Origin of the sequence: Micromonospora sp. CA-259024, from assembly GCF_050936255.1 — a bacterium.
In the GTDB taxonomy this organism is placed as follows: Bacteria; Actinomycetota; Actinomycetes; order Mycobacteriales; family Micromonosporaceae; genus Micromonospora.
In genome coordinates this window covers 437,854-461,699 of sequence record NZ_JBNJND010000002.1, presented here as the reverse complement: position 1 = coordinate 461,699, position 23,846 = coordinate 437,854, and the positions used below count along the sequence as shown (strand labels likewise).

Sequence of the window (23,846 nt, the reverse complement as noted above, 5' to 3'; positions counted from 1 at the left end):
GATAACCTGTCGAGGGTGGCCAGATCAACGGGGATGCGACGACGCAGGGCCCGGTTGCGCACGGTCGCCCTGATCGGCATCGACGGTTCGGGCAAGACCACCCAGGCACACCGGCTGGCCGACGCGCTGACCGCCGCCGGCCGCCCCGCCAAGTACCGCCGCAACGCCAGCGGGCGTCGTTGGCTCGGCCGGCTCGCCAACCGGCTCGGCCGGCCGGACGCGCAGCGGCTCGTCGGGCGCGACGGCATGTTGGCGGTGGAGTCCGTGCTCCGCTGGCTGGCCATCGCCGCAGCCCTGCTCAGCTGCCTGCTCACCGGCCGTACGGCGGTGATGGACCGCTACTCGGCCTGCCAGTACGCGAGCATCCGAGCCAACGGTGGGCACCGCTGGGAGCGGCTGGCCCGGGCCGGCTACCGGCTGTTTCCGACGCCGCAGGTGACCTTCCTGCTCGCCGTCGACCCGGCCGAGGCGTACCGACGCATCGAGGAGCGTGGCACCGACCACGAGTCGATCAGCTGGCTGACCGCGGCGGACACCGCCTACCGGACCCTGCCCGAGTACCCGAGCTTCGTACTGGTGGACGCCGGCCGCCCGGCCGAGGAGGTTACCGAGCAGATCCAGGCACACCTGGAAACCTGGCTGCCAGCGGACGAGGGCTCCGACCCCACCCGGCCGCCGTCCGACGTGTCCCCGCCGCCCTCCGCGCCGACGCGGGGTGACGTCAACCCGTTGGCGGCTCAGGCCCGCCCATAGACGGGGACGGTGGCGCCGCTGGTCGGGGCGGACTCCGCCGACGCGAGGAAACGGATCACCGGCGCGATCTCGTCCGGGGCCACCCAGCGGGAGTGGTCGGCGTTGGGTTGGGCGGCCCGGTTCGCCGGGGTGTCGATGACGCTGGGCAGCACGGTGTTGCAGCGCACGTCGCGGGACCGGTACTCCACCGCGACCGCGTTGGCGAAGGCCAGCACCGCCGCCTTCGAGGTGACATAGCCGGCCGCGCCGGGGAACGGGGAGACCGCCGCGCGGCTCGAGACGCAGACCACCGCGCCGCCGCCGGCCGCCACAAGATGGGGCAGCGCGGCCTGGGTGACCAGGTAGGTCGGCCGCAGGTTGACGGTGAGCATCCGTTCGAAGTCCTCGACCGGCGTCTCGTGCACCAGACCGCCGCTGGCGTACCCACCGACGAGGTTGACCACCGCCCGCAGCGGTGCCGCCGGTTCACCGGCGGCGGCCTCGACGGCCCGCGCCGCGCCCGCTGGATCGCTGAGGTCCGCGACCACCCGGACCAGCCCGTCCTCCGCCGGCTCCGGACCGGGCCGGGCCTTCCGCTCCGGTACGACCACCCGCCAGCCCGTCTCGACGAACGCGGCGACGACCGCCCCGCCGAGCCCGCCGGAACCTCCGGTCACCAACACGCTGCGCTCCGCCATGCGCCACACGCTAGCGCCCGCTCCGGTGACCCGTCGGCCGGCCGACGCTCTGCCGAGAGCAGAGTGGTTGGCGCAATCGGTCACCGGCGGCGCAGGATCGGCGGATGCGGATCCTGATTCTCGGTGGCACCCGGTTCCTCGGCCGGGCAGTGGCTCAACTCGCCGTCCGGCAGGGCCACGACGTGACCTGCGCCGCGCGGGGCGTGTCCGGCGTCGTACCGACCGGGGCCCGGTTCGTGCCGGTCGACCGGGACGATCCCGACGCGCTGGTGTCGCTTGGCGGCGAGGGTTTCGACGCGGTGGTGGACGTCACCCGCCAGGTCAGTCATGCGCGCCACGCACTCGCCGCATTGGCCGACCACGTCGGCCACTGGTCGTTCGTGTCGACGATCTCGGTGTACGCGGACAACACCACCCCGGGGCAGACGGCGACGGACGCGCCGGTGCTGGCCCCGGCCCCGCCGGACGTGGACGGTCCGGTCGGTGCGGACCACCGCTGGTACGGCGAGTGCAAGGTGAGCATCGAGCGGTTGGTCCGGGAGCGGATGGGCGTGGCCCGATCGTTCGTCTGCCGAGCGGGGCTGATCGTCGGTGCGGAGGATCCGAGCGACCGCTTTCCGTACTGGGTGCGGCGGCTGGCGGCCGGTGGGGAGGTTCTCGCACCCGGACGGCCGACCGACCGGGTGCAGTTCGTGGATGTCGCCGATCTGGCGGCTTGGTTGCTGCACGCCGCCGAGGCCCGTCTCGCCGGCACGTACGACGCAGTCGGCCCGGCCATGTCCCGGGCTGACCTGTTGGCCGGGGTTGCCGCTGGGCTGGGCGTCGCCGATCCCGTCCTCACCTGGGTCGATCAGGAGTTCCTGCTGTCCCGGGACGTACGCGAGTGGTCGGGCGAGCGGGCTCTGCCGCTCTGGGTGCGCCTGCCGGAAGGGGGAGGCCTGATGGACCGGGACGCCCGACCCGCTCTGGAGGCCGGGCTGGCGGTCCGTCCGCTGTCCGACACCGTTCGGGCGACCGCGTCGTGGATGACAGCGCACCCGGCCGCCGTACGGCAGGGTGGACTCGACCCGGTGGATGAGGCGGCGGTACTGCGGGAGTGGCAGGCTGTGCGCAACGGGTGATCCCGGCCAACCGCGCTTTCCCTCCCCTCGGACAGTCGTAGTTGACGCTCACGCCTGGTGAAAGTAAGTTTCATCCGTGGCGAAGAGTCCGAAGATTTCTGCGAGTCACGAGCCCGGTGGGCTGATCGTCCACATCAGCGGGCTGTTGCCGTCGCTGTCGCCCGCCGAGCAGCGGGTTGCCCGGCTGGTCGTGTCCGACCCGGCCGCCGCCGCCCGGCGGACCATCACCGACCTCGCCACCGCAGCGGAGACGTCGGAGGCGACCGTCATCCGGTTCTGCCGTTCGGTGGGCATGGACGGTTACCCCCAACTGCGCATCCGGCTCGCCGCCGAGGCCGCCCGCCGGATCGAGCCGCCGGACGCCCGGGTGGTCGGCGGTGACATCCCGCCGGGCGCCGACCTCGCCCAGATCATCGCCACCATCGCGTTCAACGACGCCCGCGCGGTCGAGGAAACTGCCGAGCAACTCGACCCCGCCGTCTGTGAGCAGGTGGTCGAGGCGATCAACGGTGCCGGTCGGATCGACATCTACGGCGCCGGCGCCAGTGGGTTCGTCGCCTCGGACTTCCAGCAGAAGCTGCACCGCATCGGCCGGATCGCGTTCTACTTCCCGGACGTGCACACCGCGCTGACCTCGGCCGCTCTCCTCGGCCGGGGTGACGTGGCGATCGGCATCTCGCACACCGGCACCACCTCCGATGTGATCGAGGTGCTGGAGCAGGCCCGTACGCGGGGCGCCGTCACCGTGGCGCTGACCAACTTCCCGCGTTCGCCGATCACCGAGGTGGCGGACTTCGTGTTGACCACGGCCGCCCGCGAGACCACCTACCGCTCCGGTGCGACGGCCAGCCGGCTGGCCCAGCTCACCGTCGTCGACTGCCTCTTCGTCGGGGTGGCCGCCCGCAACCGGGCCCGGGCGCGCAAGGCCCTCGAGTCGACCGCCGAGGCGGTCCAGTCGCACCGGGTGGGTGCCAACCGGAGGCGGGCATGACCGCCGGTGCGGTGGAGCCGGACGAGGACATGCCAGCACCCTCCGCCCGCCCGACGGTCCGGGTGGGCGCCCCCACCGAACGGCGTAACCCGCTCAGCGTCGACCTCGACCTGATGTCGACCCGGGACGTGCTCACCGTCATCAACGAGGCCGACCGGCGGGTGCCGGCGGCGGTCGCCGCGGTGCTCGACGAGATCGCCACCACCGTCGACCTGGCGGTCGCGGCGTTGCGCGGCGGCCACCGGGTGCACTACTTCGGGGCCGGCACCTCCGGTCGGCTCGGTGTGCTCGACGCGGCCGAGCTCGCCCCGACGTTCAACTCGCCCCGGCACTGGTTCTGCGCGCACCTGGCCGGCGGCCCGGACGCCATGTGGCGCGCCGTGGAGGACGCCGAGGACGACGACCGGACCGGCGAGGTCGAGGCAGCCAGTTGTGTGCGCGCCGGTGACCTGGTGGTCGGTCTGGCGGCCAGCGGGCGCACCCCGTACGTCCTCGGGGCGCTCGCCGCGGCTCGCGCCAAGGGCGCCTCGACGGTGCTGCTCTGCGCCAATCCGGAGGCGGAGGCCGCCCGGTCGGTCGACGTGTTCATCGGGGTGGACACCGGACCCGAGGTGGTCACCGGGTCGACCCGGATGAAGGCGGGCACGGCACAGAAGTTGGTGCTCAACACGTTCTCGACCGCCGTCATGGTGCGCCTGGGGCGGGTCTACTCGAACCTCATGATCGATATGGTGGCGACCAACGCGAAGCTTCGGGGACGAATGATCTCGATCCTGATCGAGGCCACCGGCTGTTCGGAGGAGGTCTCCCAGCGGGCCCTCGCCGAGGCCGACGGCGACCTGAAGACGGCGCTCGTCTCCCTGGTTTCCGGCGCGGAGGTCGACGCCGCCCGGGCGGCACTGGCCCGCTCCGCGGACCAGGTGCGCGGCGCCCTCGCCCTGCTCGCCTCCTAGCCCCCCACGCCCCGGGAAGCGAACCGGGCTCCGGATTGTTCAACTGGCCGGGGGGTAATAACACCCCCGTGGATGAACCGACCGGTCCACCGGTGCGTATCTGGCAGTGACCAGGATCGCAGCGTCGTGGTGACCCGGGTCGCTGTGCCCCCGCGGCGGGCGGTGTTGCCATGGTTGGGGCCCGTACGCGGTGCCCAGCGGCGAGCCACCCGACGGGTACTGACAGCAAACATGGACCGTGCTCTCAGCTACTACTCAGGCATTCGTGACACTTTCGACTCACGACATGGAATCCCCGACACGTCTCATCTGTTGTGTAGGTGTCAGCACTGATGGGCACAGCAGAAGTTACCAGGGGCTGACGGACGTGGGGAATGGCAAGGAACCGGGCAACCGGCGCGAGCGAGGGGACCGTGGGCAACGTGGACAAGAACATCGGCATGCGAACCGACGAGGTTGCCGAGGAGCGCGACCTGGTCGGCGTCTACCTGCACGAGATCTCCCGGACGCCACTGCTGGACGCCGCCAAGGAGGTCGATCTCTCCAAGGCGATCGAGGCCGGCCTCTACGCCGAGCACCTGCTCGGTGAGGAAGCCGTCTCCGCCGGTGTCGACCGGGCCGACCTGGAGTGGCTGGTCGTCGAGGGGGAGCGCGCGAAGGATCTCTTCATCCGCGCCAACCTCCGACTGGTCGTGTCGATCGCCCGCCGCTACGTGCGCTCGGGCATGCCCATGCTGGACCTGATCCAGGAGGGCAACACCGGCCTGGTCCGGGCGGTCGAGAAGTTCGACTACGAGCGTGGCTACAAGTTCTCCACCTACGCCACGTGGTGGATCCGTCAGGCGATCAGCCGGGCGATCGCCCAGCAGGAGCGCACCGTCCGTCTTCCGGTGCACCTCGTGGAGGACGTCAACCGGATGCGCAACGTGGCTCGGCAGCTGACCCGTGAGCTGGGCAGCGACCCGGAGCCGGAGCAGATCGCCGCCGCCCTCGGCGTCACCGTCGAGCGGGTCAACGAGCTGCGCCGCTGGTCGCAGGACACCGTCTCGCTGGACACCCCGGTGGGCGACGACGGCGACACGAACCTCGGCGACCTGGTCGCCGACAGTGACGCGCCGTCGCCGGAGGACATCGTCCTCAGCGGCTTGGAGCGGCAGCGCATCGAAGGGCTGCTCAACCACCTCGACGACCGGTCCGCCGGCATCATGCGGGCCCGATACGGGCTGGAGGACGGCCGCGAGCACTCGCTCACCGAGGTCGCGTCCCGGTTCTCGCTGTCCCGGGAGCGGATCCGGCAGTTGGAGATCCAGGCCCTCGGCCGGCTGCGTGAGCTGGCCCGAGCGGAGGGGCTGCAGGCAGCCTGACCTGGTAGTAATGACGGCGAACGGCCGGCGTCCGATAGGGGGACGCCGGCCGTTCGCCGTTTGTCGGTCGTGCCTAGCGGACCCGGCCGTAGCCCTGGATGGGCATCATGTTCATGCCCCGCTTGAGCACGTTGCGACCGGCGCTCGGCGCGTCGATCACCTGGCCGCCACCCACGTAGAGGGCGACATGCCCGAGCCCGCTGTAGAAGACCAGGTCGCCCGGGCGTAGGTCGCCCCGGCCGATGTGGGCGACCACACCCCACTGCATCCGGGTGTTGTGCGGCAGGGACTTCCCAGCCGCCCGCCAGGCCGCCGAGGTCAGCCCGGAACAGTCGTAGCCGTTCGGCCCGTCGCCCGCCCAGACGTACGGCTTGCCCAGTGCGCCGAATGCGTAGCGCACCGCCGCGCCGGCATCACCGGCCACCGCGGGAACGTTCTTCGCCTCAGCCGCCGCAGCCGTGGGTTCGGGCCGCTCGGTGGCCGCCCCGTACGCCTGTCGGCGCAGCTCGTACAGCTTGGCCAGGTCCTCCTCGATCTGCTTCTTCCCCGCCGCGAGCTGACGGGCCCGCGCGGCCTGCCGGGTCAGTGTGGCGTCCAGGCGGGCCTTCTCGTCGACCAGCCGCTGCTGGTCGGCGGTGAATCCCGAAATACGCTCCTGCCGCTGACGGGTCAGCTGGTCGAGCGTGCCGAGCCGGTCCAGCATCGCGGCGGAGCCGCCGGGACGCAGCAGGGCGTCCGCGGTCCGCCAGCCGCCGCTCTTGTACGCGGTGGTCGCCAGCTCGGCCACGTCGGCCCGGCTCTGCTCGGCTTGCTGTTCCAGTGGGCCGATGCGGGCCTGTAATCGGGCCACCGCGGCCTCGTTGGTCTTGATCTCCTCACGGAGCTTGTTGTACGACTCGACGACCCGCTCCAACTCGGCCGAGGACGTCTCGATCCGGCGGGTCAGGTCGGCGGGGGACGGCTCGGCACGGGCCACCGCCGTCGGGGCGATCAGCGCGGCCGACATGCCGGCCAGCGCCACGGTGCGCAGCAGGTTTCTCAGGGATGACAAGAGCGGAAGGCCCCTCTCCCACGGCCGCCGGGGCTGCTGACGCCCTCGGCGACACCGGCCGGGGCCATCCGGGCGGACGGCACTGGGCCGGACCGGCTCGCCCAACCTAACCCGGGACGGATGTCGCCCGCAGTTGAAGCAGGGGCGAATGTTGGAGAAGTGGCCGGTCATGCCCCTGCGCTGGCTGGCGCCACCGTGACTGCTGACGCTTGCTGCGAGAGGTTCGGCGCCCTCTTTACGGCCTGTTGTCGGACATGCGACTTTCGTCGTTCCGGGCGTATGCCGCCGGATTCCTGCGCCCCATAACCGATAAAACCCGAAATGGATGCTGTTTCTCGGCGATGTCCCCCGCTTGGGTGAGCTGTCGGGAGCCCGCAAATGCCCAGGTCGGCTGGCGATGCCCCAACACAATGAAGACCGGAGCCGGGAATCCCGTCGACAGGTAGCGATGCCTGTCACGGCCGGCCACCTCGGCCAACCGTCCCCGCGGGAGGAACCGTGAACCGTGAAGGCGCAAGGACGCGACCGCCGCGAACGGTGCCAGGCGCCCGCTCGACCCTGCTGTACGCGCGGCCCGGCATCATCGTGACCGTCGACCGGTTCACCGTCTGTCGAACCACGTACCGTGTCGCTGACCTGACCCACCTGCGGACCACCCGGGGCCCGCACGACCGAATCGCCGTCCGGGCCGTCGTCATCACCGCCACCATGCTCGCCGGCGTCGGGCTGCTGCTCGGCTTCACCGGCGGGCTGCAACGCCTGACCGCCGGGGCGTACCTCATCCTCGGCGCCGTGTTCCTGCTGCCGGCTGCGCTCGCCCTCGTCGGCGATCGCTGGCGGCCCCCGCCGTACGAGCTGTGGGGGTGGTACCGGGGAACCGAGGTGCTGCTCTTCAGCGCCGACGACGAGCGGCAGTTCGGCCAGGTCACCCGGGCGCTGTTGCGGGCCCGGGAAGTGAACCGGTACGGCGGCTGGGTCGACCCGCTCGCCTCAGCCGACCCGTGGCGGCCGAGCCGCTGACCCGACGGAGGCGGGCCGGCGCCGAACAGGCGAGGCCCACCGGCCGCTCAGCGGGCTACCGGCTCCGGAGCCCGTTCCTCCTGCGGCGCGGCCACCCAGGCGCTGACCCGGCGCTCGGCGTAGAACGAGACGAACGGCACGGTGCCGGCCAACATCACGAGCAGCATCCGCTTCAGCGGCCAGTCGGCTCGGCGGCTCATGTCGAACGCGGCCACCAGGTAGATCATGTAAAGGAAGCCGTGCGCCGGCCCCACCGTCTCCACCACGACCGGGTTGTCGAACGCGTACTTCAGTGGCATACCGATCACGACCAGCAGGATCAGCACCACGCCCACGATCCAGGCGATCACGCGGTACCGGGTAAGGGCAGCGCCCACCTTCGTCCGTCCTTCCGAGCCCGGCTCAGCCGGGATAGTCACCGGGCCGGGCGCCCGGATTGGCGTTCAACCATGACAGGTAGTGGTTGTAGGCGGTCAGGTCCGTGTCCTCCACGGCGTCCTCGGCAGCCGGCACCCGGGACACCCGCACCGGTCGGCGTACCGCCGGTCGGGAGCCGGTGGTGACAGCCCGCGCCGGCTCGGCGGCCGGATCAGCCGGTGGCGCGTCGGCCTCCTCCGCCCTACGCCGGGCCAGCTTCACCTCGCGCCACCAGACGTAGACGACGAAGCCTGCGAAGATCGGCCACTCGACCGCGTACCCCCAGCTCAGGCTGTTGCCGGCGGTGGCCCGGCTGATCTGCCACCAACCCAGCCCGAGGAAACCCACGGCCAACACGACCATGGCCACGTGACGCGCGATCCACGCCGGGGTCCAGAGCCGCCTCATGGCATCGAGGGTACCGGGGACCCCGGCGGTCTCCGACACCGTGTCGTAGTCGTCAGGTGGTCGGGGTGGTTTGGCGTCACCAGGTCTGGGCATCCGTCTAGACGCCAGCCCAAACGACATCAGGGGGGCGACGATGACCGGATCGATACGTGAGGACGGCTTTGCGTCCAGCGGCAGCACGGACATGAGCCCTGAGCAGCGGGTGCCCGAGTGGGGCGGCGATCCCCTCGCCGACCCGGCGGGCGCAACGGGTCTCGACGGCGACCTGCTCGGCATCGACCCGACGGAGTTGACCGACGAGGATCTGATCCGCGAAATGCACAGCCTGCACCGCACCCGCCTGGACACCCTGCGGCACGCGGCGGACTCCGCGCTCGCCAACCATTTGCGGCGTACGGCGGAACTCGAGACCGAGTACCTGGCCCGTCATCCGGGCCGGGAGGTCGACCCGAGCCGCCTGCGGGACGCCTGATGCCGGCGCGAGCCGTGCGCGGCATGTCCGCGCCACCCGAGGTGGTCTTCAACACGGCCACCGACCCCGCCCGCGCCTCGGCCTGGCTGCCGGAGCCGCTGCGCGGCGACGGCAGCCCCGCCGCCGAGATCAGCGGTGAGGAGTTGCGGGCGCGCTGGGGTGACGGTGATGGCGACGACTGGTCCGCCGAGATCCGGGTGGAGCCGGCGGACTCCGGCGGCACCCGGATCCAGCTCGACCTGGCCGACGGGTCGGGCGGGCCGGGCCCGGACCAGTTGGCCGACGAGGCGCTCGCCAACCTGGTCCGCGAGGTCGCCGACAACCTCCAGGCCGGCTGAGGCCGCCCCTGGGCGCGCGGTACGCCGCTTCCGCACCCCACGACTTTTGAGGAGACCGGGTGACCGACACTGGCCTGCGACAGAAGGCGGCGCGGCTGCGCCGGGCGTACGCGCCCCACGAACACCGGCCGCTCGGCGGCTACCTGGCGGCGATGGGCGTCTACGCCGGGGTGACCGGGGCGCTCGCCGGTCTGGTCAGGGTGACCGGTCGGCCGGTGCCGGAGCGTCCCGCCCCGTCCGACGTGGTGCTGCTCTCCATCGCCACCCACAAGCTGAGCCGGCTGCTGTCCAAGGACGCGGTGACCAGCCCGTTGCGGGCGCCGTTCACCCGCTACGACCGTCCGATCGGCAGCGGTGAGGTGATGGAGCAGGTCCGCGACTCGGGCAGCTCCACCCGGCACGCCATCGGCGAACTGCTGAGCTGCCCGTTCTGCCTGGCGGTCTGGGTGGCCACCGGGCTCACCGGTGGCCTGGTGCTCGCGCCCCGGCTGACCCGACTGGTGGCCACCGCGCTGACCGCGGTCGCCGCGTCCGACTTCCTGCAGATGGCGTACGCGACGGCGCAGCATGCCGCCGAGGGTGGGCACGGCGACGACTGACCGGACAACGAGCACACACACCAGCGGGGGCCGGCGATTGCCGACCCCCGCTGGTGTGTACGCCTCAACGCTGCATGCCGGACCAGCCGTGCGGCGACTCCGGCTCCCGTTCGTCCTCGTCCGCCCCGGTGATGATGTCCCGGTCGACGGCGGTGCGGTCGTGTTCGTTGGCGAAGTCCGGCTCGGGTGTGGTGTCCCTGCCCTTCGGCGGTTGACCCATCGCCCGCACCTTCTCGTCGTCGTCCTCGTGGTGCGTCATGTCGATGTCCCTTCTGCGGTCGCTCAGGCGACGGAGCCGCCGAGCAGGTCGCTGGCCTCGTCCACCGAGTACTCGCCCTCGGGCAGCGCGTCGATGCGGGCGAGCAGGTCCGGCGGGAGCTCGGCGGCCACCGCGTGGCGGTAGATGTCCGCCTGGGTGACCCGCTCCTGCGCACGGTAGATGTCGTCGAGCAGGTCGTCGATGGCCCGGGTGTCCGGCTCGCCGGCGTCGGGTGCGTCGTCGGTCACGCCGATCAGCTACCCGGGCCGGAATCGGTCAAACGTCACGCCAGTGGCCCGTCTGCGGCCTCCGGCCGACGACCCTGCGATACCGGCCGGCCGTCTCGGCCGGGTCTGGGGCCTACAGACAGCGCCGCCCCCGGCCGGTGGGCCGGGGGCGGCACTGGTGTCGGTGTGCAGGTCGCCTCTCGGCGAGTGGCACTGCGCGGCTCCAGCCGAACGGTATTCCGCGAAGGCTGTTTAGGTGAGGCCCGGGGACACTGGACACACCGACACCCCTGTCAACGGGCCGACCCCCGCCCGTGTTCCACCGGCCGCGGTGACGGCCGTCACGCCGTCAGGCCATCGTCGGCAGGGTGGCCCGGCGGGCCCGCACAGCGGAGGCCAGGTGGTCGAGCACCTCGGCGGTGTCGTCCCAGCCGAGGCAGGCGTCGGTGACCGACCGGCCGTACTCCAGCTCCCGGGTCGGGTCGAGTTCCTGCCGGCCGGGCAGCAGGAACGACTCCAGCATGACGCCGGTGATGCCGCGCTGGCCGGCGGCCAGCTGAGCGGCCACGTCCGCGGCGACCAGCGGCTGGTTGCGGTGGTCCTTGCCGCTGTTGGCGTGGCTGGCGTCGATCACCAGCCGCTCCGGCAACCCGGCCGCCCGGAGCAGGTCGAGCGCGCCGGCGACGGACTCCGCGTCGTAGTTGGGCCGGCCACCCCCGCCGCGCAGCACCAGGTGCCCGTCCGTGTTCCCGCGGGTGTGCATGATCGCCGGGGTGCCGGAGAAGTCGATGCCGGGGAAGACGTGCGGCACACCGGCGGCGCGGATCGCGTCCACGGCGGTGCCGATACTGCCGTCCGGGCGGTTCTTCATACCGATCGGCATGGACAGGCCGGACGCGAGCTGCCGGTGCACCTGGCTCTCCACGGTGCGGGCGCCGATCGCGCCCCAGGCCACCGTGTCGGCGATGTACTGCGGCGTGATCGGGTCGAGGAACTCGCAACCGACCGGCAGGCCGAGGCGCAGCACGTCGAGCAGCAGCGCCCGGGCCAGCCGCAGGCCCGTGTTGACGTCTCCGCTGCCGTCCAGGCCCGGGTCGTTGATGAGGCCCTTCCAGCCGACCGTGGAACGCGGCTTCTCGAAGTAGACCCGCATGACGATCAGCAGGTCGTCGGCCAGCCGGTCGGCGGCGGTACGCAGACGCTGGGCGTAGTCGAGTGCGGCCGCCGGGTCGTGCACCGAACAGGGGCCGACCACCACCAGCAGACGGTCGTCCGCACGGTCCAGCACCCGCCCCACCTCACGGCGGCCGTTCAGCACGGCCGAGGCGAGCGGGGCGTCCAGGGGCAACTCGTGGTGCAGCAGGGCGGGTGTGGTCAGCGGCACGACACGGTCGATCCGCTGATCGCTGACCCGATCGGTCTCCGGGGTCGTCACGGTGGGCATCCTTCCGCCGACCGTGCCCGGGGCCGGTGCCCGGGACGAGCCGGCTGCTCGTACGCAAAAGGGCAGGAACGACAGCTCCTGCCCAGCCGGCTCGGTCCGTGGTGACGTCAGTTCATGGTGAAGTCACCGGCTTGCGAGCCGGCTGCCTAAACCATCGATACGAACGCGTCACGGGACCAGCGTACCCGAACGGACGCGGGTGCCCGCCGAGTCGTCCCAAGATGCGGGGCGAACATCGCGTGCCGGGGGCGAGGTCGGGGTAACAGGGGTCCCATGACAGACGAGCAGAGCGATCAGGACCGGGTGGAGTCCCGTGCCCACCTCCTGCCCGAGGAGGAGACGGTGGGCAGCGACGACCCGGAGGCGCAGGCGGAGGCCATCCTCGCCGAGTCGGACGTCCGCGAGGCGGACCAGAACGCAGCCCCGGACACGGTGCTGGAACGCCGTACCTCGGATCAGACCGTCGCCGTCGAGCCGCCGGACTGAGCGGCCGCCCCCGGGCCCCGCGCGACCCCCACGGCGGACGCGACCGCGAGCCACCAGGCGCGGCGTGTCCGTCCGGGTCGCGGCGGCCTCGGTGCCCCGGGGTCGGCTCGCCGAGGACCGCACGTCACCTTTCCGCCCGCGAGATCGGATAGCGTCGGGGCATGCCCGACAGCGGTTACCCCTGGCCCATCGAGACGTCCCGACTGGACAACGGCCTGCGCGTGGTGGTGAGTGAGGACCGCACCGCGCCCGCCGTCGCCGTCAACCTCTGGTACGACGTCGGCTCCCGGCACGAGCCGGCCGGGCAGACCGGATTCGCCCACCTCTTCGAGCATCTGATGTTCGAGGGCTCGGTGAACGTGGCGAAGACCGAGCACATGAAGCTGATCCAGGGCTCCGGCGGCTCGCTCAACGCCACCACCAATCCGGACCGGACCAACTACTTCGAGACGGTCCCGGCCGAGCACCTGGAGTTGGCGCTCTGGCTGGAGGCCGACCGGATGGGCGGCCTGGTTCCCGCGCTCACCCAGGAGACGTTGGACAACCAGCGGGACGTGGTCAAGAACGAGCGCCGGCAGCGCTACGAGAACGTCCCGTACGGCGACGCCTGGCTGCGGTTGCTGCCACTGCTCTACCCGCCGGGGCACCCCTACCACCACGCGACGATCGGCTCGATGGCCGACCTGAACGCCGCCGACCTCGCCACCTTCCAGGCGTTCCATCAGACGTACTACGCGCCCAACAACGCGGTGCTCACCGTGGTCGGCGACGCCACCGCCTCGGATGTGTTCGCGCTGGCCGACAAGTACTTCGGCGCGCTGCCCGCGCGCGACGACATCCCGCCGGCTCCCGACGGCCGCAGCGTCCCGCCGACCGGGCGGGAGGCCGTCGAGTCGGTGAGCGCCGACGTGCCAGCGCCGCGGGTGTACATCGCCCACCGCAGCTACCCGTTCGGCAGCCCGGCGTACAACGTGATCACCGTGCTCGCCACCGTCCTGGGCAGCGGCCGGGGCAGTCGCCTCTACCAGCGGCTCGCCGACGGTGAGAGGATCGCCCAGCCGGACCTGGTCGGCGCGTACGGGGTGGACCTCGCGCACGCCCCGGCGCCGCTGATCGCCACCGCGACCGCCCGCCCCGGGGTGAGCGCCGAGCGGCTGGCCGAAGGGCTGGCCGAGGTCGTCGACGAACTGGCCACCGTGCCGGTCACCGCCTCGGAGCTGGACCGGGCAAAGGCGTTGCTCAGCACCGGCTGGTGGCGTCAGCTGTCCACGGTGGATGGGCGCGCGGACCTGCTCGGGCGGTACGCCACGCAGTTCGGTGACCCGGCCCGTGTCGCCGACCAGCTGCCGGCCCTGCTCGCGGTCACCGCCGAACAGATCGCCGAGGCTGCCGCCGAGGTGCTCGCCACCGACCGGGTGACCCTGACCTACCTGCCCGAGGAGACCTCATGACGCTGATCGCCGACCGTCCCGGCCCGGGCGCCGCCCGCCCGTACCGGTTCCCGCCGGTGGTCCGGCGTGCCGTGGCCGGTGGTCAGGTTGTCGCCGCGCACCTGCCCGGGCAGAACCTCGCCGTGGCCCTGCTGCTGCTCGACGTGGGCGCGGGCCAGGAGCCCGTCGGCAAGGAGGGCCTGTCCGGGGTGCTGGCCAAGGCGCTGGAGGAGGGGACCGCGCAGCGGGACGCCGCCGCGTACGCGCTCGCCGTCGAAGGGCTCGGCACCGCGTTGATGACCGGGCTGGACTGGGACTCGTTCCAGGCCAGCGTGGTGATCCCGGTGGACCGACTGAGCGCGGCCGTGGAGCTGCTCGCCGAGGCGGTCCGTACGCCCAGGCTGGATCCGGCCGACGTGCGCCGGGTCCGTGACGACGAGGCGACCGCGCTGCGGATGGACTGGGCCAACCCCGGTCCGCGCGCCGACGCCGCGCTGCGCGGGGACCTCTTCGGCGCGGAGAACCGCTGGGGGCGTCCGATGCACGGCGACCCGGAGTCGGTCGCCGGGCTGGACGTGGAGGACGTGACGGTCTTCCACTCCGAGTGGTTCCTGCGCCCCGGCACTCTGATCGTCGCCGGTGACCTGGACCGGATCGACCTCGACGCGCTGGGCGCCGCGGCGTTCGCCGGCACCGGCGGCGGCCCGGCCGAGCGGGGCGGTCCGATCGAGGTGCCGTTGCACACCGGCCGACGGATCATCCTGGTGGACCGGCCCGGCTCGGTGCAGTCCACGCTGCGGCTCGGCCACCCGTCGCCGCACCGGGCGCACCCCGACCATGTGCCGATGACGCTCGCCGGCACGGTGCTCGGCGGGGCGTTCACCTCCCGGCTCAACCACCTGCTCCGCGAGGTGCACGGCTACACCTACGGCATCCGGGGTGACTTCGCCTCGTCCCGGCGGTTCGGGCGGTTCGCGGTCAGCTCCGGGGTGCAGACGGCGGTCACCGCACCGGCCCTGGTCGAGGCGGTGGGCGAGATCACCCGTACCCAGGTCAGCGGGGTGACCGAGGATGAGCTGGAGGTCGCCCGGTCCTGGCGCGCCGGGCAGCTCTCGGTCGAGTTGCAGAGCCCTCGGGCGATCGCCTCCGCGCTGACCACGCTGGTGGTGCACGACCTGCCGGACGACTATCACGCTCGGCTGCGTGAGTCGTTGCTCGCCGCCGACGTGGACCAGGTCTCCGCCGCGGCTGCCACCCACCTGCACCCGGACGCGTTGACCCTGGTCATCGAGGGCGACGCCGCCATCATCCGGGACAACCTGACGGCAACCGCACTAGGCGACCTGATCACCTAACCCACCCCCACCGCCCCCACCGCCGACCCTGTCCCTCCCCGTTGATCATGAAGTTGTTGTCACCTGGCCCGACGTGTCGCGGCGACAACTTCATGATCAACGAAGGTGGGCGTGGAGCGGGTGGGTGTGATGCGGGACCCGGGGGGTGGGAAAGGGCTCCCGGTTGTGGGGGCGGGCTGGGTAGCCTCGCGGGCATGAGGATCGGCATTGTGGGGGCCACCGGCCAGGTCGGTGGCGTGATGCGGCGGGTGCTGGCGGAGCGCGAGTTTCCGGCGGAGCAGGTGCGGTTGTTCGCCTCGGCGCGGTCCGCCGGGCGAACGCTGCCGTGGCGCGACGGCGAGGTGACCGTCGAGGACGCCGCGACGGCGGACTACTCCGGCCTGGACATCGTGCTCTTCTCGGCCGGTAAGGGCACCGCCCAGGAGTTGGCACCCCGGGTCGCCGAGGCCGGAGCCGTGGTGATCGACAACTCCTCGGCGTTCCGGATGGACCCGCTGGTGCCGCTGGTGGTCGCCGAGGTCAACCCGCACGCGGCCGCCGACCGCCCGAAGGGCATCATCGCCAACCCCAACTGCACCACGATGGCCGCGATGCCGGTGCTGCGCCCGCTGCACGCCGAGGCCGGCCTGGTCGGCCTGGTCGTCTCGACGTACCAGGCGGTCTCCGGTGCCGGGCTGGCCGGTGTCGCCGAGCTGGACGAGCAGGTCCGCAAGGTCGCCGAGCACGCCGCCGGGCTGGCCTTCGACGGGTCGGCGGTGGAGTTCCCCGCACCACGTTCGTTCGCCGAACCGATCGCCTTCAACGTCCTCCCGCTGGCCGGATCGATCGTCGACGACGGCTCGTTCGAGACCGACGAGGAGCAGAAGCTCCGCAACGAGAGCCGCAAGATCCTGGAGATCCCCGACCTCAAGGTGTCCGGCACCTGCGTTCGGGTGCCCGTCTTCACCGGCCACTCGCTCCAGATCAACGCCCGTTTCGCCCGGCCGCTCACCCCGCAGCGCGCCCACGAGCTGCTGGCCGACGCGCCCGGGGTGGCGCTGACTGCCGTGCCGACGCCGTTGCAGGCCGCCGGCCAGGACCCGACCTACGTGGGCCGGATCCGCGCCGACGAGACCGTGGAGTACGGGCTGGCCCTGTTCTGCTCCAACGACAACCTGCGCAAGGGCGCCGCGCTGAACGCGGTGCAACTCGCCGAGTTGGTCGCCGCCGAGCGTCGCTGACCGTCGCCGTCACCGGGCCCTCGCCGACGTCGGCGGGGGCCCGGCCCCGTTCCGGGGGTCGCTGGTGGTTCGGCGCGTAGGTCCGCCGGTCGTGCTTGGATGGGATGAAGCCCTTCGTCCTACCTGGAGGAAATCGTGCCGGATGACCGCACCCAGCAGGCGTTGACCGATCTGATAGCGGGCCGTTCGATGGGTGTGCTCGCGACGATCAAGCGGGACGGGCGGCCACAATTGTCCACCGTGGTCTACTCCTTCGACCGGGACTCGGGCCTGATCCGGGTCTCGGTCACCGACGGCCGGGCCAAGACCGCCAACCTGCGTCGGGACCCGCGGGCCAGCTTCCACGTCGGCAGCGAGGACGGCTGGGCGTACGCGGTGGTCGAGGGCCGCGCCGAGCTGACCCCGCCGGCCGCCGAGGCCGGCGACGAGACTGTCGAGGAGCTCGTGGCGATCTACCGGGGGCTGCGCGGCGAGCACCCGGACTGGGACGAATACCGCCAGGCCATGGTCGACGAGGGGCGGCTGGTGCTGCGCCTGCACGTGGAGCGGATCTACGGCATGCCACCCCAGGTCTGACGCGCCCGTCGCCGCCGGTCAGCCCGGTTCGATCACGGTCACCCCAGGCCAGCGCTGCGCGGGTCGGTGTCGGGCCAACCGCTGCCGGGACAGGGCCACGCCCACCCGGGCCGGGTTGTGCCGCCATACCCCGCTCAGCAGATCCGCAAGGCCGTACGGCGCACAGACCGCCAGCCGGTCGGCCGAATCCCGGCAGACGGCCACGGCGGTCGCGTACTCCGGCCAGGTGGCGACCGCCTCGCCCACGCTGCGGTACGGCTCGATCGGGTCGCCCCGAGGGGCGGGCGTGGCGCCGGTGACCAGCAGTGTCCTGTACGAACTGCGACGCCCGGACCGATAGCCGCCGGGCCATCGGCGTTACCCCCTCCCGGGCGGCGGGTAGACGGGTCGGGCCGACACCGAGAGGGGAGCACCATGACAACGGTCGGAGAGTTCATGACGACCCGGTTGGTGACGATGGACGGCAACGACACGCTCATCGCCGCCGCGCAGGAGATGCGTGACAGCGCGATTGGTGACGTGGTGGTGACCGACGGCGACAGCGTGGTCGGTATCGTGACGGACCGGGACATCACTGTCCGGGGTGTCGCGGAGAACATGGACCCGGGTTCGACCCGGCTGAGCCAGATCACCACCCGCGACGTGGTCACCGTGAGCCAGTACGACGACGCGGTGGCCGCTGCGGACCTGATGCGTACGTACGCCGTGCGCCGGCTGCCGGTGATCGACGACGGCCGCCTGGTCGGGCTGGTCTCGATGGGTGACCTCGCGGTCGAGCGTGAACCGCAGTCGGTGCTGGCGGACATCAGCGCCGACGACCCGAACAACTGACCCGTCCGCCGCGGGCGCGCCGGTCCTCCCCTCCCGGGGAGGGCCGGCGCTGCCGTGTCCGGGCCAGGCTGGACGTCCCGCCTGGCGGGCACGCTACCCGGGGCGTCCGACACCGCCCGGCCGGTCACCCGATTCGGGCGAGGTTGAGCGGTGAGTTGACGGGGACCCGTGCGGGGACGTGCAACGCCGGCCGTCCGCGCGACGTGAGCGCGGTGGGTGGGATCCCGGGCCCGGCAACTGGGAGGAGTGGACCCGATGGTGGACGCGACCACGAGGTTCTTCGAGGACCTGGACCGGCGGGGGTACGAACCCCTGCTGGCGAAGACCTCCGGGACGATGCGCATCGACCTGCACGAGGGGGCGCAGACCCGGCACTGGCTGCTGAGAATCGACCACGGCCGGATCAACGTGAGCCAGGAGGACCAGGAGGCCGACACCGTCATCGGGGCGAGCCCGGTCCTCTTCGACGACATCACCGCGGGCCGCGAGCACGGCCTGGCCGCTCTGTTGCGGGGGGACATGACGGTGTCGGGTGACGCTCGGCTCGTCGTACAGGTGGAGCGGATCTTCCCGGGTTCCCCGGACGCGCGTGGGCCACGTCGGCGTTTCGTGGGAGAGGTGGACTGATGGGACAGAGCAACACGATCCGGATCCTGGACGGCAACACGTTCGTCGTCTGCGAGGACACCGGTGACATCGAGGCGACGCCGAGCGAGCCGACCGGGCTGTTCTCCATCGACACCCGGTTCCTGTCCACCTGGGTGCTGACGGTCAACGGCGAGCGGCTCAACTCGCTCTCCTTCGACGATCTGCAGTACTTCGAGTCCCGGTTCTTCCTGGTGCCGGGAATGGCCACGCACTACGTCGACGCCAAGTTGTCGATCATCCGGGAGCGCGCGGTGGGCGGCAGCTTCCGGGAGCAGCTCACCATCCTCAACCACGACGAGAAGCCGGTCGACCTGGAGATCCGGATGGACGCGGCGTCGGATTTCGCCGACCTGTTCCAGGTCAAGGACGAGATCCTGAACAAGAAGGGCGAGATCTACACCGAGGTCGAGTCGGAACGGCTGCGGTTGGGGTACCGCCGGGGCAACTTCCGGCGGGAGACGATCATCTCCTCGTCGATGTCGGCCCGCTACGACAGCAAGGGGTTCGCGTACACCGTCCACCTGGAGCCCAACGAGCAGTGGGAAACCGAGATCGACGTACAGACCCACGCGCTCGGGCCCGGGGGTCGGGACCTGCGGATCGGGCTTCGGGTGCACGGTGGCGAACGGCTCGCCCTCCAGCACGACCTGGAGCAGTGGATCGCGGACGCACCGAAGGTCAACAGTGAGCACGGGCGGGTGGCCAGCACGTACCGGCGCAGTCTGATCGACCTGGCGGCGCTGCGCTTCTCGCCGCTGTCGCTGGGCGGCGCCACCCTGCCGGCCGCCGGCCTCCCGTGGTTCATGACCATGTTCGGCCGGGACAGCATCCTCACCTGCCTGCAGACGCTGCCATTCACCCCGCAGTTGTCGAAGACGACGCTGCGCATCCTCGCGTCTCTGCAGGGCAGCCGGTTCGACGACTTCCGGGACGAGGATCCCGGGCGCATCCTGCACGAGATGCGCTACGGCGAGACCGCGGCCTTCGAGGAGCAGCCGCACTCGCCGTACTACGGCTCGGTGGACGCGACGCCGCTGTTCGTCGTGCTGCTCGACGAGTACGAGCGGTGGACCGGCGACGTCGCCCTGGTCAAGGAGTTGGAGCAGGAGTCGCGGGCGGCGCTGAGGTGGATCGACAACTACGCCGACCTGGTCGGTAACGGCTACATCTGGTACGAGCGGCGCAACACGGACACCGGCCTGGAGAACCAGTGCTGGAAGGACTCCTGGGACTCGATCTCCTACTCCGACGGCACCCTGCCGCCGTTCCCACGGGCAACGTGCGAGGTGCAGGGGTACGCGTACGACGCGAAGATGCGCGCGGCCCGGATGGCTCGCGAGTTCTGGGACGACCCGGAGTTCGCCGACCAGTTGGAGCGGGAGGCGGCGCAGCTGAAGGAGCGGTTCAACCGGGACTGGTGGGTGGAGGACGGGGAGTTCTACGCCCTGGCCCTGGACCCGGACGGCCGTAAGTGCGACGTCCTCAGCTCGAACATCGGCCACCTGCTGTGGAGCGGGATCGTCGAACCCGAGCGGGCGCAGAAACTCGCCGAGCACCTGGTGGGGCCACGGCTCTTCTCGGGCTGGGGCGTGCGCACGCTCGCCGAGGGGGAGGCACGGTACAACCCGATCGGCTACCACAACGGCACGATCTGGCCGTTCGACAACTCGTTCATCGCCTGGGGCCTGCGCCGGTACGGCTTCGCCGAGGACGCCGCGACCATCGCCAGCGGCATCCTGGATGCGGCGACCTACTTCGATGGCCGGTTGCCGGAGGCGTTCGGCGGCTACCCGCGGGAGCTGACCAAGTTCCCGGTGGAGTACCCGACGGCGTGTAGCCCGCAGGCCTGGTCGACCGGTACGCCACTGCTGCTCCTGCGCACCATGCTCGGTCTGGAGCCGCACGAGGGTCACCTGGCGGTCGAGCCACGGCTGCCGGTGGGGATGGGCCGCATCGAGGTGCTGGACATCCCGGGTCGCTGGGGTCGGATGGACGCGTTCGCCCGAGGCCGACTGGACCTGGACAACCTCGCCGACTGACCGGGCCGACGCGAAACCGGCGGTGGCGCGTAGCCCACGCCGCCGCCGGTTCGCCACCCAGCCGAACTTCAGCCGGGCAGGGTAGATTCTGCGGATGCCGGAGCTCGTGTACCCGCCCGTTATCGCCACCGCCAAGACGCTGTTCCGGGTCCTCGACCTGAAGATCACCATCGAGGGCGCCCACCACGTACCCCGCACCGGCGGGGCGGTGTTGGCCAGCAACCACGTCAGCTACCTCGACTTCATCTTCGCTGGCCTGGGTGCGAACGCGTCGGGTCGGCTGGTCCGGTTCATGGCCAAGCAGTCGGTCTTCACGCACCGGATCTCCGGCCCGCTGATGCGGGGGATGCGGCACATTCCGGTGGACCGGCAGGCCGGCGCGGCCTCGTTCCGGGCGGCGGTGAGCGCGCTCAAGAGCGGCGAGGTCGTCGGCGTCTTCCCCGAGGCGACGATCAGCCGGTCGTTCACCGTCAAGGAGCTCAAGAGCGGCACCGTCCGGATGGCCCGCTCGGCGAAGGTGCCGGTGTTGCCGGTCGCGCTCTGGGGCACCCAGCGGCTCTGGACCAAGGGCCGGCCGCGCACGCTCACCCGCCGGCACACGCCGATCACCATCCTGATCGGCGAGCCGATCAGCCCGGCGGACTTCTCGGACCCGAACCTGCTGGCCGACGAACTGACCACCCGGCTCAGCGCGCTCGTCGACCGGGCCCAGCGGGAGTACCCGGACGCGCCCGCCGGGCCGGACGACTCCTGGTGGCAGCCCGCGCACCTGGGCGGCAGCGCGCCCACGCCGGAGGAGGCCGCCGTTCTGGACGCCGCCGCCGAGCAGCACACCCCCAGCGCCTGACGTCGAGGTGGCCGGATCGTTCCGCACCTGGGCATGATGGTGTCTCCCAGCGTGGCCGCCGTCCGGTCAGGATCTTCAGTCATGAGCAGAGCAGCACTCGTCGTGATCGACGTGCAAGAGTCCTTCCGTCAGCGCCCGATCTGGGCGTACGGCTCCAACCCCGACCTGATCCGGCAGGTCGAACGGCTGGTCGCCGCCGCCCGGGAGCGCGGCGATCTGGTGGTGTGGGTTCTGCACTCCGAGCCGGGCACCGGTGGGTTGTTCGACCCCGCCGTCGGGTATGTGCGGCTGATCGACGGGCTGGTCCCGGCCGAGGGTGAGCCGACGCTGGTCAAGACCGCGCACAACGCGTTCACCACCACGAACCTCCAGCAGCTGCTCACCCAGGCCGGCATCCACGACATCACCGTCTGTGGCATCCGCACCGAGCAGTGCGTGGAGACCACCACTCGGATCGGCGCGGACCTCGGCTACCGGATGACCTTCGTCACCGACGCCACACTGACCTTCCCCATCCCACACCGGGACCTGCCGGAGACCGCCACGGTCGCGGAGATCCTCGCCGACCCACGCACCCTGACCAACGAGGAGATCGTCACCCGCACCGAGTACGCGCTGGCTGGCCGCTTCGCGACCATCCGGACCGTGGACGAGGTGACCGGCGCGACCCTCGCCGGCGTGCGGAGCTGACGCGATGACCCGGGTCGTCTTCCTGCTGGTCCCGCAGCTGCACCTGCTGGACCTCGCCGGGCCGGCCCAGGTCTTCTCCAGCGCCGCCGACCTCGGGTACGACTATCAGCTGCACTACGTCGCCGAGCGCGAGCAGGTGTCCACCGTGCAGGGCGTGCCGCTGGTCGCCGACACCCGGTGGCCCGAGCTGACCCCGGACGACCTGGTGATCGTGCCCGGCTGGCGGCCGGCGGCGCACGGGCCGCAGGGGCCGGTGTGCCCCGGTGACCTGCGGCGGCTGGCCGAGCACCACGCGGCGGGCGGCACCGTGGCCAGCGTCTGCGCCGGGGCGTACGCCCTCGGGCGGGCCGGACTGCTCGACGGTCGACGCTGCACCACCCACCACGAGGTCCAGGACGACCTGGCCCGCCGGCACCCGGCGGCCCAGGTCGACCGCGACGTGCTGTACGTGGTCGACGACCGGGTGGTCACCTCGGCCGGCATCGCCAGTGGTATCGACGTGGCGCTGCACCTGGTGGCCACCCGGCACGGCCCGGCGACCGCAGCGAAGATCGCCCGCACGCTGGTCGTCTACGCCCGCCGCAACGGGCACGAGCAGCAGGCCAGTGCGATGATGCGGCACCGCTCCCACCTGTCCGACTCGGTGCACCGGGTACAGGACCTGATCGACAGCCGGTACGCCGAGCCGCTGCCACTGGCCGAGCTGGCCGCCGCCGGCGGCGTGGCCGAACGGACGCTGACCCGGCTGTTCCGCTCGACCACCGGGCTCACCCCGCTCGGCTACCAGCAGCTGCTGCGAGTGGAACGCGCTGAGCACCTGATCGGGCACGGCACGACCGTGGAGGCCGCAGCGCGGACCGTCGGCTTCACCGATGCCCGGATGCTGCGCCGCCTGCGAGCCCGCTCCAGGAGGTCGGCTCCGGACCCGAGCGGTAGTAGTCGTCCCGGGAGTGGAACTCCACCGGCAGCGAGCCGGGCAGCGTGACCCGGGTTTCCCCGGCGAGCAGGCCGGGGCCGGCCCGCAGCAGCAGCACGTCGCGCTCCTGAGCCGAGAGGTCGACCAGTTGCGGGCGGGTGAGCCGGAACATGGCCACCGCCCGGCGAACCTGCCGGGCCAGGGCGATGACCTCATTGGGCGGCCCGCCGAGAGCCAACGCGGGCTGCTGGATGGTGCGCAACGCGTCGCAGACGATCAGCAACTGCGTCGGCGCGGCCCGCTCGGTTGCCGGCAGCTCCAACCGGGACGGCCACTGCCAGCGGATCTGCCCGCTCATCAGGCCGTTCAGTCGGCCGAGCGGTCGGGACCGGGGTGCGTCGTCGTCGACGACCAGCGACAACTGTGAGCCGCTGCCCGCCCAGCAGACCCGCTGGTCGGTGACCGTCACCGAGACCGGCTCGGGCAGCCGCCAACCGCGCCGCGCCTCGCTCGGCCCGAGCAGGTAGCCCGCGACCAGTAGCCGGTGCCGCCCGAGCAGCCGCTCGCCGGGCACCGGACGCAGGTTGTGGTTGCGATCCAGGGCCGGCCCCACATCGTCGTCCGGAGCGTCGAACCGGTGAGGGCCGATGAAGAAGGGGGACGCGTCGGCCTGCATCGTCACGACCTCCCGGTCAGCTGGCTGTGCTGTGAAGC

At 71.8% G+C, this 23,846-nt stretch carries 29 protein-coding genes; 20 read left to right on the top strand and 9 right to left on the bottom strand.

Features of this window, described 5'->3' with window-relative positions:
* The first annotated feature begins 33 nt into the window (after positions 1-33).
* On the top strand, positions 34-753 hold the full coding sequence (locus ACQEUX_RS21470) for a dTMP kinase (RefSeq protein WP_433057039.1): 720 nt from the start codon (positions 34-36) through the stop codon (positions 751-753).
* Here the strand turns inward: ACQEUX_RS21470 and ACQEUX_RS21465 are convergent.
* Entirely contained in the window at positions 738-1,430 is a 693-nt protein-coding gene (locus ACQEUX_RS21465) for an SDR family NAD(P)-dependent oxidoreductase (RefSeq protein ID WP_433051168.1), read from the bottom strand. The genes ACQEUX_RS21470 and ACQEUX_RS21465 overlap by 16 nt on opposite strands.
* Before the next feature lie 104 nt (positions 1,431-1,534).
* Between ACQEUX_RS21465 and ACQEUX_RS21460 the strand changes: the two genes are divergently transcribed.
* From ACQEUX_RS21460 to ACQEUX_RS21445, 4 genes are all read left to right on the top strand, one after another.
* On the top strand, positions 1,535-2,551 hold the full coding sequence (locus ACQEUX_RS21460) for an NAD-dependent epimerase/dehydratase family protein (protein WP_433051165.1): 1,017 nt from the start codon (positions 1,535-1,537) through the stop codon (positions 2,549-2,551).
* Between the two features lie 76 nt (positions 2,552-2,627).
* Entirely contained in the window at positions 2,628-3,542 is a 915-nt protein-coding gene (locus tag ACQEUX_RS21455) for a MurR/RpiR family transcriptional regulator (RefSeq protein ID WP_433051162.1), read from the top strand.
* Positions 3,539-4,495, top strand: coding sequence for an N-acetylmuramic acid 6-phosphate etherase (gene murQ, locus ACQEUX_RS21450; RefSeq protein WP_433051159.1), 957 nt, complete (start codon positions 3,539-3,541; stop codon positions 4,493-4,495). The genes ACQEUX_RS21455 and murQ overlap by 4 nt, the downstream gene beginning before the upstream one ends.
* Before the next feature lie 374 nt (positions 4,496-4,869).
* Entirely contained in the window at positions 4,870-5,859 is a 990-nt protein-coding gene (locus ACQEUX_RS21445; RefSeq protein WP_433051156.1) for a sigma-70 family RNA polymerase sigma factor, read from the top strand.
* 73 nt (positions 5,860-5,932) lie between these two features.
* Here the strand turns inward: ACQEUX_RS21445 and ACQEUX_RS21440 are convergent, their stop codons facing one another.
* The gene (locus ACQEUX_RS21440; RefSeq protein WP_433051153.1) at positions 5,933-6,910 is read right to left on the bottom strand and encodes an NlpC/P60 family protein; all 978 of its coding nucleotides are present in this window, start codon (positions 6,908-6,910) and stop codon (positions 5,933-5,935) included.
* 537 nt (positions 6,911-7,447) lie between these two features.
* On the opposite strand from ACQEUX_RS21440, the gene ACQEUX_RS21435 reads away from it, so the two are divergent.
* The gene (locus ACQEUX_RS21435) at positions 7,448-7,930 is read left to right on the top strand and encodes a DUF6232 family protein (RefSeq protein ID WP_433051150.1); all 483 of its coding nucleotides are present in this window, start codon (positions 7,448-7,450) and stop codon (positions 7,928-7,930) included.
* A gap of 47 nt (positions 7,931-7,977) precedes the next feature.
* Here the strand turns inward: ACQEUX_RS21435 and ACQEUX_RS21430 are convergent, their stop codons facing one another.
* The gene (locus ACQEUX_RS21430) at positions 7,978-8,307 is read right to left on the bottom strand and encodes a DUF3817 domain-containing protein (protein WP_433051147.1); all 330 of its coding nucleotides are present in this window, start codon (positions 8,305-8,307) and stop codon (positions 7,978-7,980) included.
* A gap of 25 nt (positions 8,308-8,332) precedes the next feature.
* Positions 8,333-8,755: a hypothetical protein gene (locus tag ACQEUX_RS21425; RefSeq protein WP_433051140.1), complete on the bottom strand. Its 423-nt coding sequence runs from the start codon at positions 8,753-8,755 to the stop codon at positions 8,333-8,335.
* A 133-nt stretch (positions 8,756-8,888) separates the two neighbouring features.
* Here ACQEUX_RS21425 and ACQEUX_RS21420 point away from each other — a divergent pair, with 133 nt between their 5' ends.
* From ACQEUX_RS21420 to ACQEUX_RS21410, 3 genes are read left to right on the top strand one after another with little or no spacing between them, the layout of a single operon-like run.
* Positions 8,889-9,227 (top strand): DUF6158 family protein, encoded by a 339-nt coding sequence (locus ACQEUX_RS21420; RefSeq protein WP_433051137.1) that lies wholly within the window; start codon positions 8,889-8,891, stop codon positions 9,225-9,227.
* Entirely contained in the window at positions 9,227-9,565 is a 339-nt protein-coding gene (locus ACQEUX_RS21415; protein WP_433051134.1) for an SRPBCC family protein, read from the top strand. Before ACQEUX_RS21420 ends, ACQEUX_RS21415 begins: the two co-directional genes overlap by 1 nt.
* Before the next feature lie 59 nt (positions 9,566-9,624).
* The gene (locus tag ACQEUX_RS21410) at positions 9,625-10,164 is read left to right on the top strand and encodes a DUF1360 domain-containing protein (RefSeq protein WP_433051131.1); all 540 of its coding nucleotides are present in this window, start codon (positions 9,625-9,627) and stop codon (positions 10,162-10,164) included.
* A 64-nt stretch (positions 10,165-10,228) separates the two neighbouring features.
* Here ACQEUX_RS21410 and ACQEUX_RS21405 read toward each other — a convergent pair whose 3' ends face one another.
* The 3 genes from ACQEUX_RS21405 to ACQEUX_RS21395 all read right to left on the bottom strand — a co-directional run bounded on the left by ACQEUX_RS21405 (position 10,229) and on the right by ACQEUX_RS21395 (position 12,094).
* Positions 10,229-10,423 carry a hypothetical protein gene (locus tag ACQEUX_RS21405; RefSeq protein WP_433051128.1) on the bottom strand — a complete coding sequence of 65 codons (195 nt, stop codon included), beginning with the start codon at positions 10,421-10,423 and terminating at the stop codon, positions 10,229-10,231.
* Positions 10,424-10,446: 23 nt separating this feature from the next.
* Positions 10,447-10,680 (bottom strand): hypothetical protein, encoded by a 234-nt coding sequence (locus tag ACQEUX_RS21400; protein WP_433057037.1) that lies wholly within the window; start codon positions 10,678-10,680, stop codon positions 10,447-10,449.
* A gap of 319 nt (positions 10,681-10,999) precedes the next feature.
* A complete protein-coding gene (locus tag ACQEUX_RS21395; RefSeq protein ID WP_433051125.1) occupies positions 11,000-12,094 on the bottom strand; it encodes a 3-deoxy-7-phosphoheptulonate synthase in 1,095 nt (364 codons plus the stop codon).
* A gap of 273 nt (positions 12,095-12,367) precedes the next feature.
* On the opposite strand from ACQEUX_RS21395, the gene ACQEUX_RS21390 reads away from it, so the two are divergent.
* The 5 genes from ACQEUX_RS21390 (at position 12,368) to ACQEUX_RS21370 (ending at position 17,161) form a co-directional block, all read left to right on the top strand.
* Positions 12,368-12,580 (top strand): hypothetical protein, encoded by a 213-nt coding sequence (locus tag ACQEUX_RS21390; protein WP_433051122.1) that lies wholly within the window; start codon positions 12,368-12,370, stop codon positions 12,578-12,580.
* A gap of 161 nt (positions 12,581-12,741) precedes the next feature.
* Positions 12,742-14,031, top strand: a complete 1,290-nt coding sequence (locus tag ACQEUX_RS21385; RefSeq protein WP_433051119.1) for a M16 family metallopeptidase — start codon at positions 12,742-12,744, stop codon at positions 14,029-14,031.
* Positions 14,028-15,365, top strand: a complete 1,338-nt coding sequence (locus ACQEUX_RS21380; RefSeq protein ID WP_433051116.1) for a M16 family metallopeptidase — start codon at positions 14,028-14,030, stop codon at positions 15,363-15,365. Before ACQEUX_RS21385 ends, ACQEUX_RS21380 begins: the two co-directional genes overlap by 4 nt.
* A gap of 194 nt (positions 15,366-15,559) precedes the next feature.
* Complete coding sequence (locus tag ACQEUX_RS21375; RefSeq protein ID WP_433051113.1) at positions 15,560-16,585, top strand: aspartate-semialdehyde dehydrogenase; 1,026 nt, start codon at positions 15,560-15,562, stop codon at positions 16,583-16,585.
* 135 nt (positions 16,586-16,720) lie between these two features.
* Complete coding sequence (locus ACQEUX_RS21370) at positions 16,721-17,161, top strand: PPOX class F420-dependent oxidoreductase (protein WP_433051110.1); 441 nt, start codon at positions 16,721-16,723, stop codon at positions 17,159-17,161.
* An 18-nt stretch (positions 17,162-17,179) separates the two neighbouring features.
* On the opposite strand, the gene ACQEUX_RS21365 is transcribed toward ACQEUX_RS21370, so the two are convergent.
* The gene (locus ACQEUX_RS21365) at positions 17,180-17,425 is read right to left on the bottom strand and encodes a nucleotidyltransferase family protein (RefSeq protein WP_433057035.1); all 246 of its coding nucleotides are present in this window, start codon (positions 17,423-17,425) and stop codon (positions 17,180-17,182) included.
* A gap of 150 nt (positions 17,426-17,575) precedes the next feature.
* Here ACQEUX_RS21365 and ACQEUX_RS21360 point away from each other — a divergent pair, with 150 nt between their 5' ends.
* The 6 genes from ACQEUX_RS21360 to ACQEUX_RS21335 all read left to right on the top strand — a co-directional run bounded on the left by ACQEUX_RS21360 (position 17,576) and on the right by ACQEUX_RS21335 (position 23,201).
* Complete coding sequence (locus ACQEUX_RS21360; protein WP_433051107.1) at positions 17,576-17,992, top strand: CBS domain-containing protein; 417 nt, start codon at positions 17,576-17,578, stop codon at positions 17,990-17,992.
* Positions 17,993-18,247: 255 nt separating this feature from the next.
* Entirely contained in the window at positions 18,248-18,619 is a 372-nt protein-coding gene (locus tag ACQEUX_RS21355; protein ID WP_433051104.1) for an SCP2 sterol-binding domain-containing protein, read from the top strand.
* Positions 18,619-20,679 carry an amylo-alpha-1,6-glucosidase gene (locus ACQEUX_RS21350; RefSeq protein WP_433051101.1) on the top strand — a complete coding sequence of 687 codons (2,061 nt, stop codon included), beginning with the start codon at positions 18,619-18,621 and terminating at the stop codon, positions 20,677-20,679. The genes ACQEUX_RS21355 and ACQEUX_RS21350 overlap by 1 nt, the downstream gene beginning before the upstream one ends.
* A gap of 94 nt (positions 20,680-20,773) precedes the next feature.
* Positions 20,774-21,526 carry a lysophospholipid acyltransferase family protein gene (locus tag ACQEUX_RS21345; RefSeq protein WP_433051098.1) on the top strand — a complete coding sequence of 251 codons (753 nt, stop codon included), beginning with the start codon at positions 20,774-20,776 and terminating at the stop codon, positions 21,524-21,526.
* 81 nt (positions 21,527-21,607) lie between these two features.
* Positions 21,608-22,216, top strand: a complete 609-nt coding sequence (locus ACQEUX_RS21340; protein ID WP_433051095.1) for an isochorismatase family protein — start codon at positions 21,608-21,610, stop codon at positions 22,214-22,216.
* A 4-nt stretch (positions 22,217-22,220) separates the two neighbouring features.
* Positions 22,221-23,201 (top strand): GlxA family transcriptional regulator, encoded by a 981-nt coding sequence (locus tag ACQEUX_RS21335; protein ID WP_433051092.1) that lies wholly within the window; start codon positions 22,221-22,223, stop codon positions 23,199-23,201.
* On the opposite strand, the gene ACQEUX_RS21330 is transcribed toward ACQEUX_RS21335, so the two are convergent.
* Entirely contained in the window at positions 23,083-23,808 is a 726-nt protein-coding gene (locus ACQEUX_RS21330; RefSeq protein WP_433051089.1) for a hypothetical protein, read from the bottom strand. The two genes, ACQEUX_RS21335 and ACQEUX_RS21330, sit on opposite strands and share 119 nt — an antisense overlap.
* Positions 23,809-23,846: the final 38 nt, after the last annotated feature.

Coding starts and splice junctions, on each gene's coding strand:
- ACQEUX_RS21460 (WP_433051165.1), top strand. CDS start 1,535: ATGCGGATCCTGATTCTCGGTGGCACCCGGTTCCTCGGCCGGGCAGTG.
- ACQEUX_RS21360 (WP_433051107.1), top strand. CDS start 17,576: ATGACAACGGTCGGAGAGTTCATGACGACCCGGTTGGTGACGATGGAC.
- ACQEUX_RS21330 (WP_433051089.1), bottom strand. CDS start 23,808: ATGCAGGCCGACGCGTCCCCCTTCTTCATCGGCCCTCACCGGTTCGAC.
- ACQEUX_RS21385 (WP_433051119.1), top strand. CDS start 12,742: ATGCCCGACAGCGGTTACCCCTGGCCCATCGAGACGTCCCGACTGGAC.
- ACQEUX_RS21380 (WP_433051116.1), top strand. CDS start 14,028: ATGACGCTGATCGCCGACCGTCCCGGCCCGGGCGCCGCCCGCCCGTAC.
- ACQEUX_RS21425 (WP_433051140.1), bottom strand. CDS start 8,755: ATGAGGCGGCTCTGGACCCCGGCGTGGATCGCGCGTCACGTGGCCATG.
- ACQEUX_RS21340 (WP_433051095.1), top strand. CDS start 21,608: ATGAGCAGAGCAGCACTCGTCGTGATCGACGTGCAAGAGTCCTTCCGT.
- ACQEUX_RS21375 (WP_433051113.1), top strand. CDS start 15,560: ATGAGGATCGGCATTGTGGGGGCCACCGGCCAGGTCGGTGGCGTGATG.
- ACQEUX_RS21355 (WP_433051104.1), top strand. CDS start 18,248: ATGGTGGACGCGACCACGAGGTTCTTCGAGGACCTGGACCGGCGGGGG.
- ACQEUX_RS21335 (WP_433051092.1), top strand. CDS start 22,221: ATGACCCGGGTCGTCTTCCTGCTGGTCCCGCAGCTGCACCTGCTGGAC.
- ACQEUX_RS21420 (WP_433051137.1), top strand. CDS start 8,889: ATGACCGGATCGATACGTGAGGACGGCTTTGCGTCCAGCGGCAGCACG.
- ACQEUX_RS21415 (WP_433051134.1), top strand. CDS start 9,227: ATGCCGGCGCGAGCCGTGCGCGGCATGTCCGCGCCACCCGAGGTGGTC.
- murQ (WP_433051159.1), top strand. CDS start 3,539: ATGACCGCCGGTGCGGTGGAGCCGGACGAGGACATGCCAGCACCCTCC.
- ACQEUX_RS21395 (WP_433051125.1), bottom strand. CDS start 12,094: ATGCCCACCGTGACGACCCCGGAGACCGATCGGGTCAGCGATCAGCGG.
- ACQEUX_RS21390 (WP_433051122.1), top strand. CDS start 12,368: ATGACAGACGAGCAGAGCGATCAGGACCGGGTGGAGTCCCGTGCCCAC.
- ACQEUX_RS21345 (WP_433051098.1), top strand. CDS start 20,774: ATGCCGGAGCTCGTGTACCCGCCCGTTATCGCCACCGCCAAGACGCTG.
- ACQEUX_RS21405 (WP_433051128.1), bottom strand. CDS start 10,423: ATGACGCACCACGAGGACGACGACGAGAAGGTGCGGGCGATGGGTCAA.
- ACQEUX_RS21470 (WP_433057039.1), top strand. CDS start 34: ATGCGACGACGCAGGGCCCGGTTGCGCACGGTCGCCCTGATCGGCATC.
- ACQEUX_RS21465 (WP_433051168.1), bottom strand. CDS start 1,430: ATGGCGGAGCGCAGCGTGTTGGTGACCGGAGGTTCCGGCGGGCTCGGC.
- ACQEUX_RS21445 (WP_433051156.1), top strand. CDS start 4,870: ATGGCAAGGAACCGGGCAACCGGCGCGAGCGAGGGGACCGTGGGCAAC.
- ACQEUX_RS21350 (WP_433051101.1), top strand. CDS start 18,619: ATGGGACAGAGCAACACGATCCGGATCCTGGACGGCAACACGTTCGTC.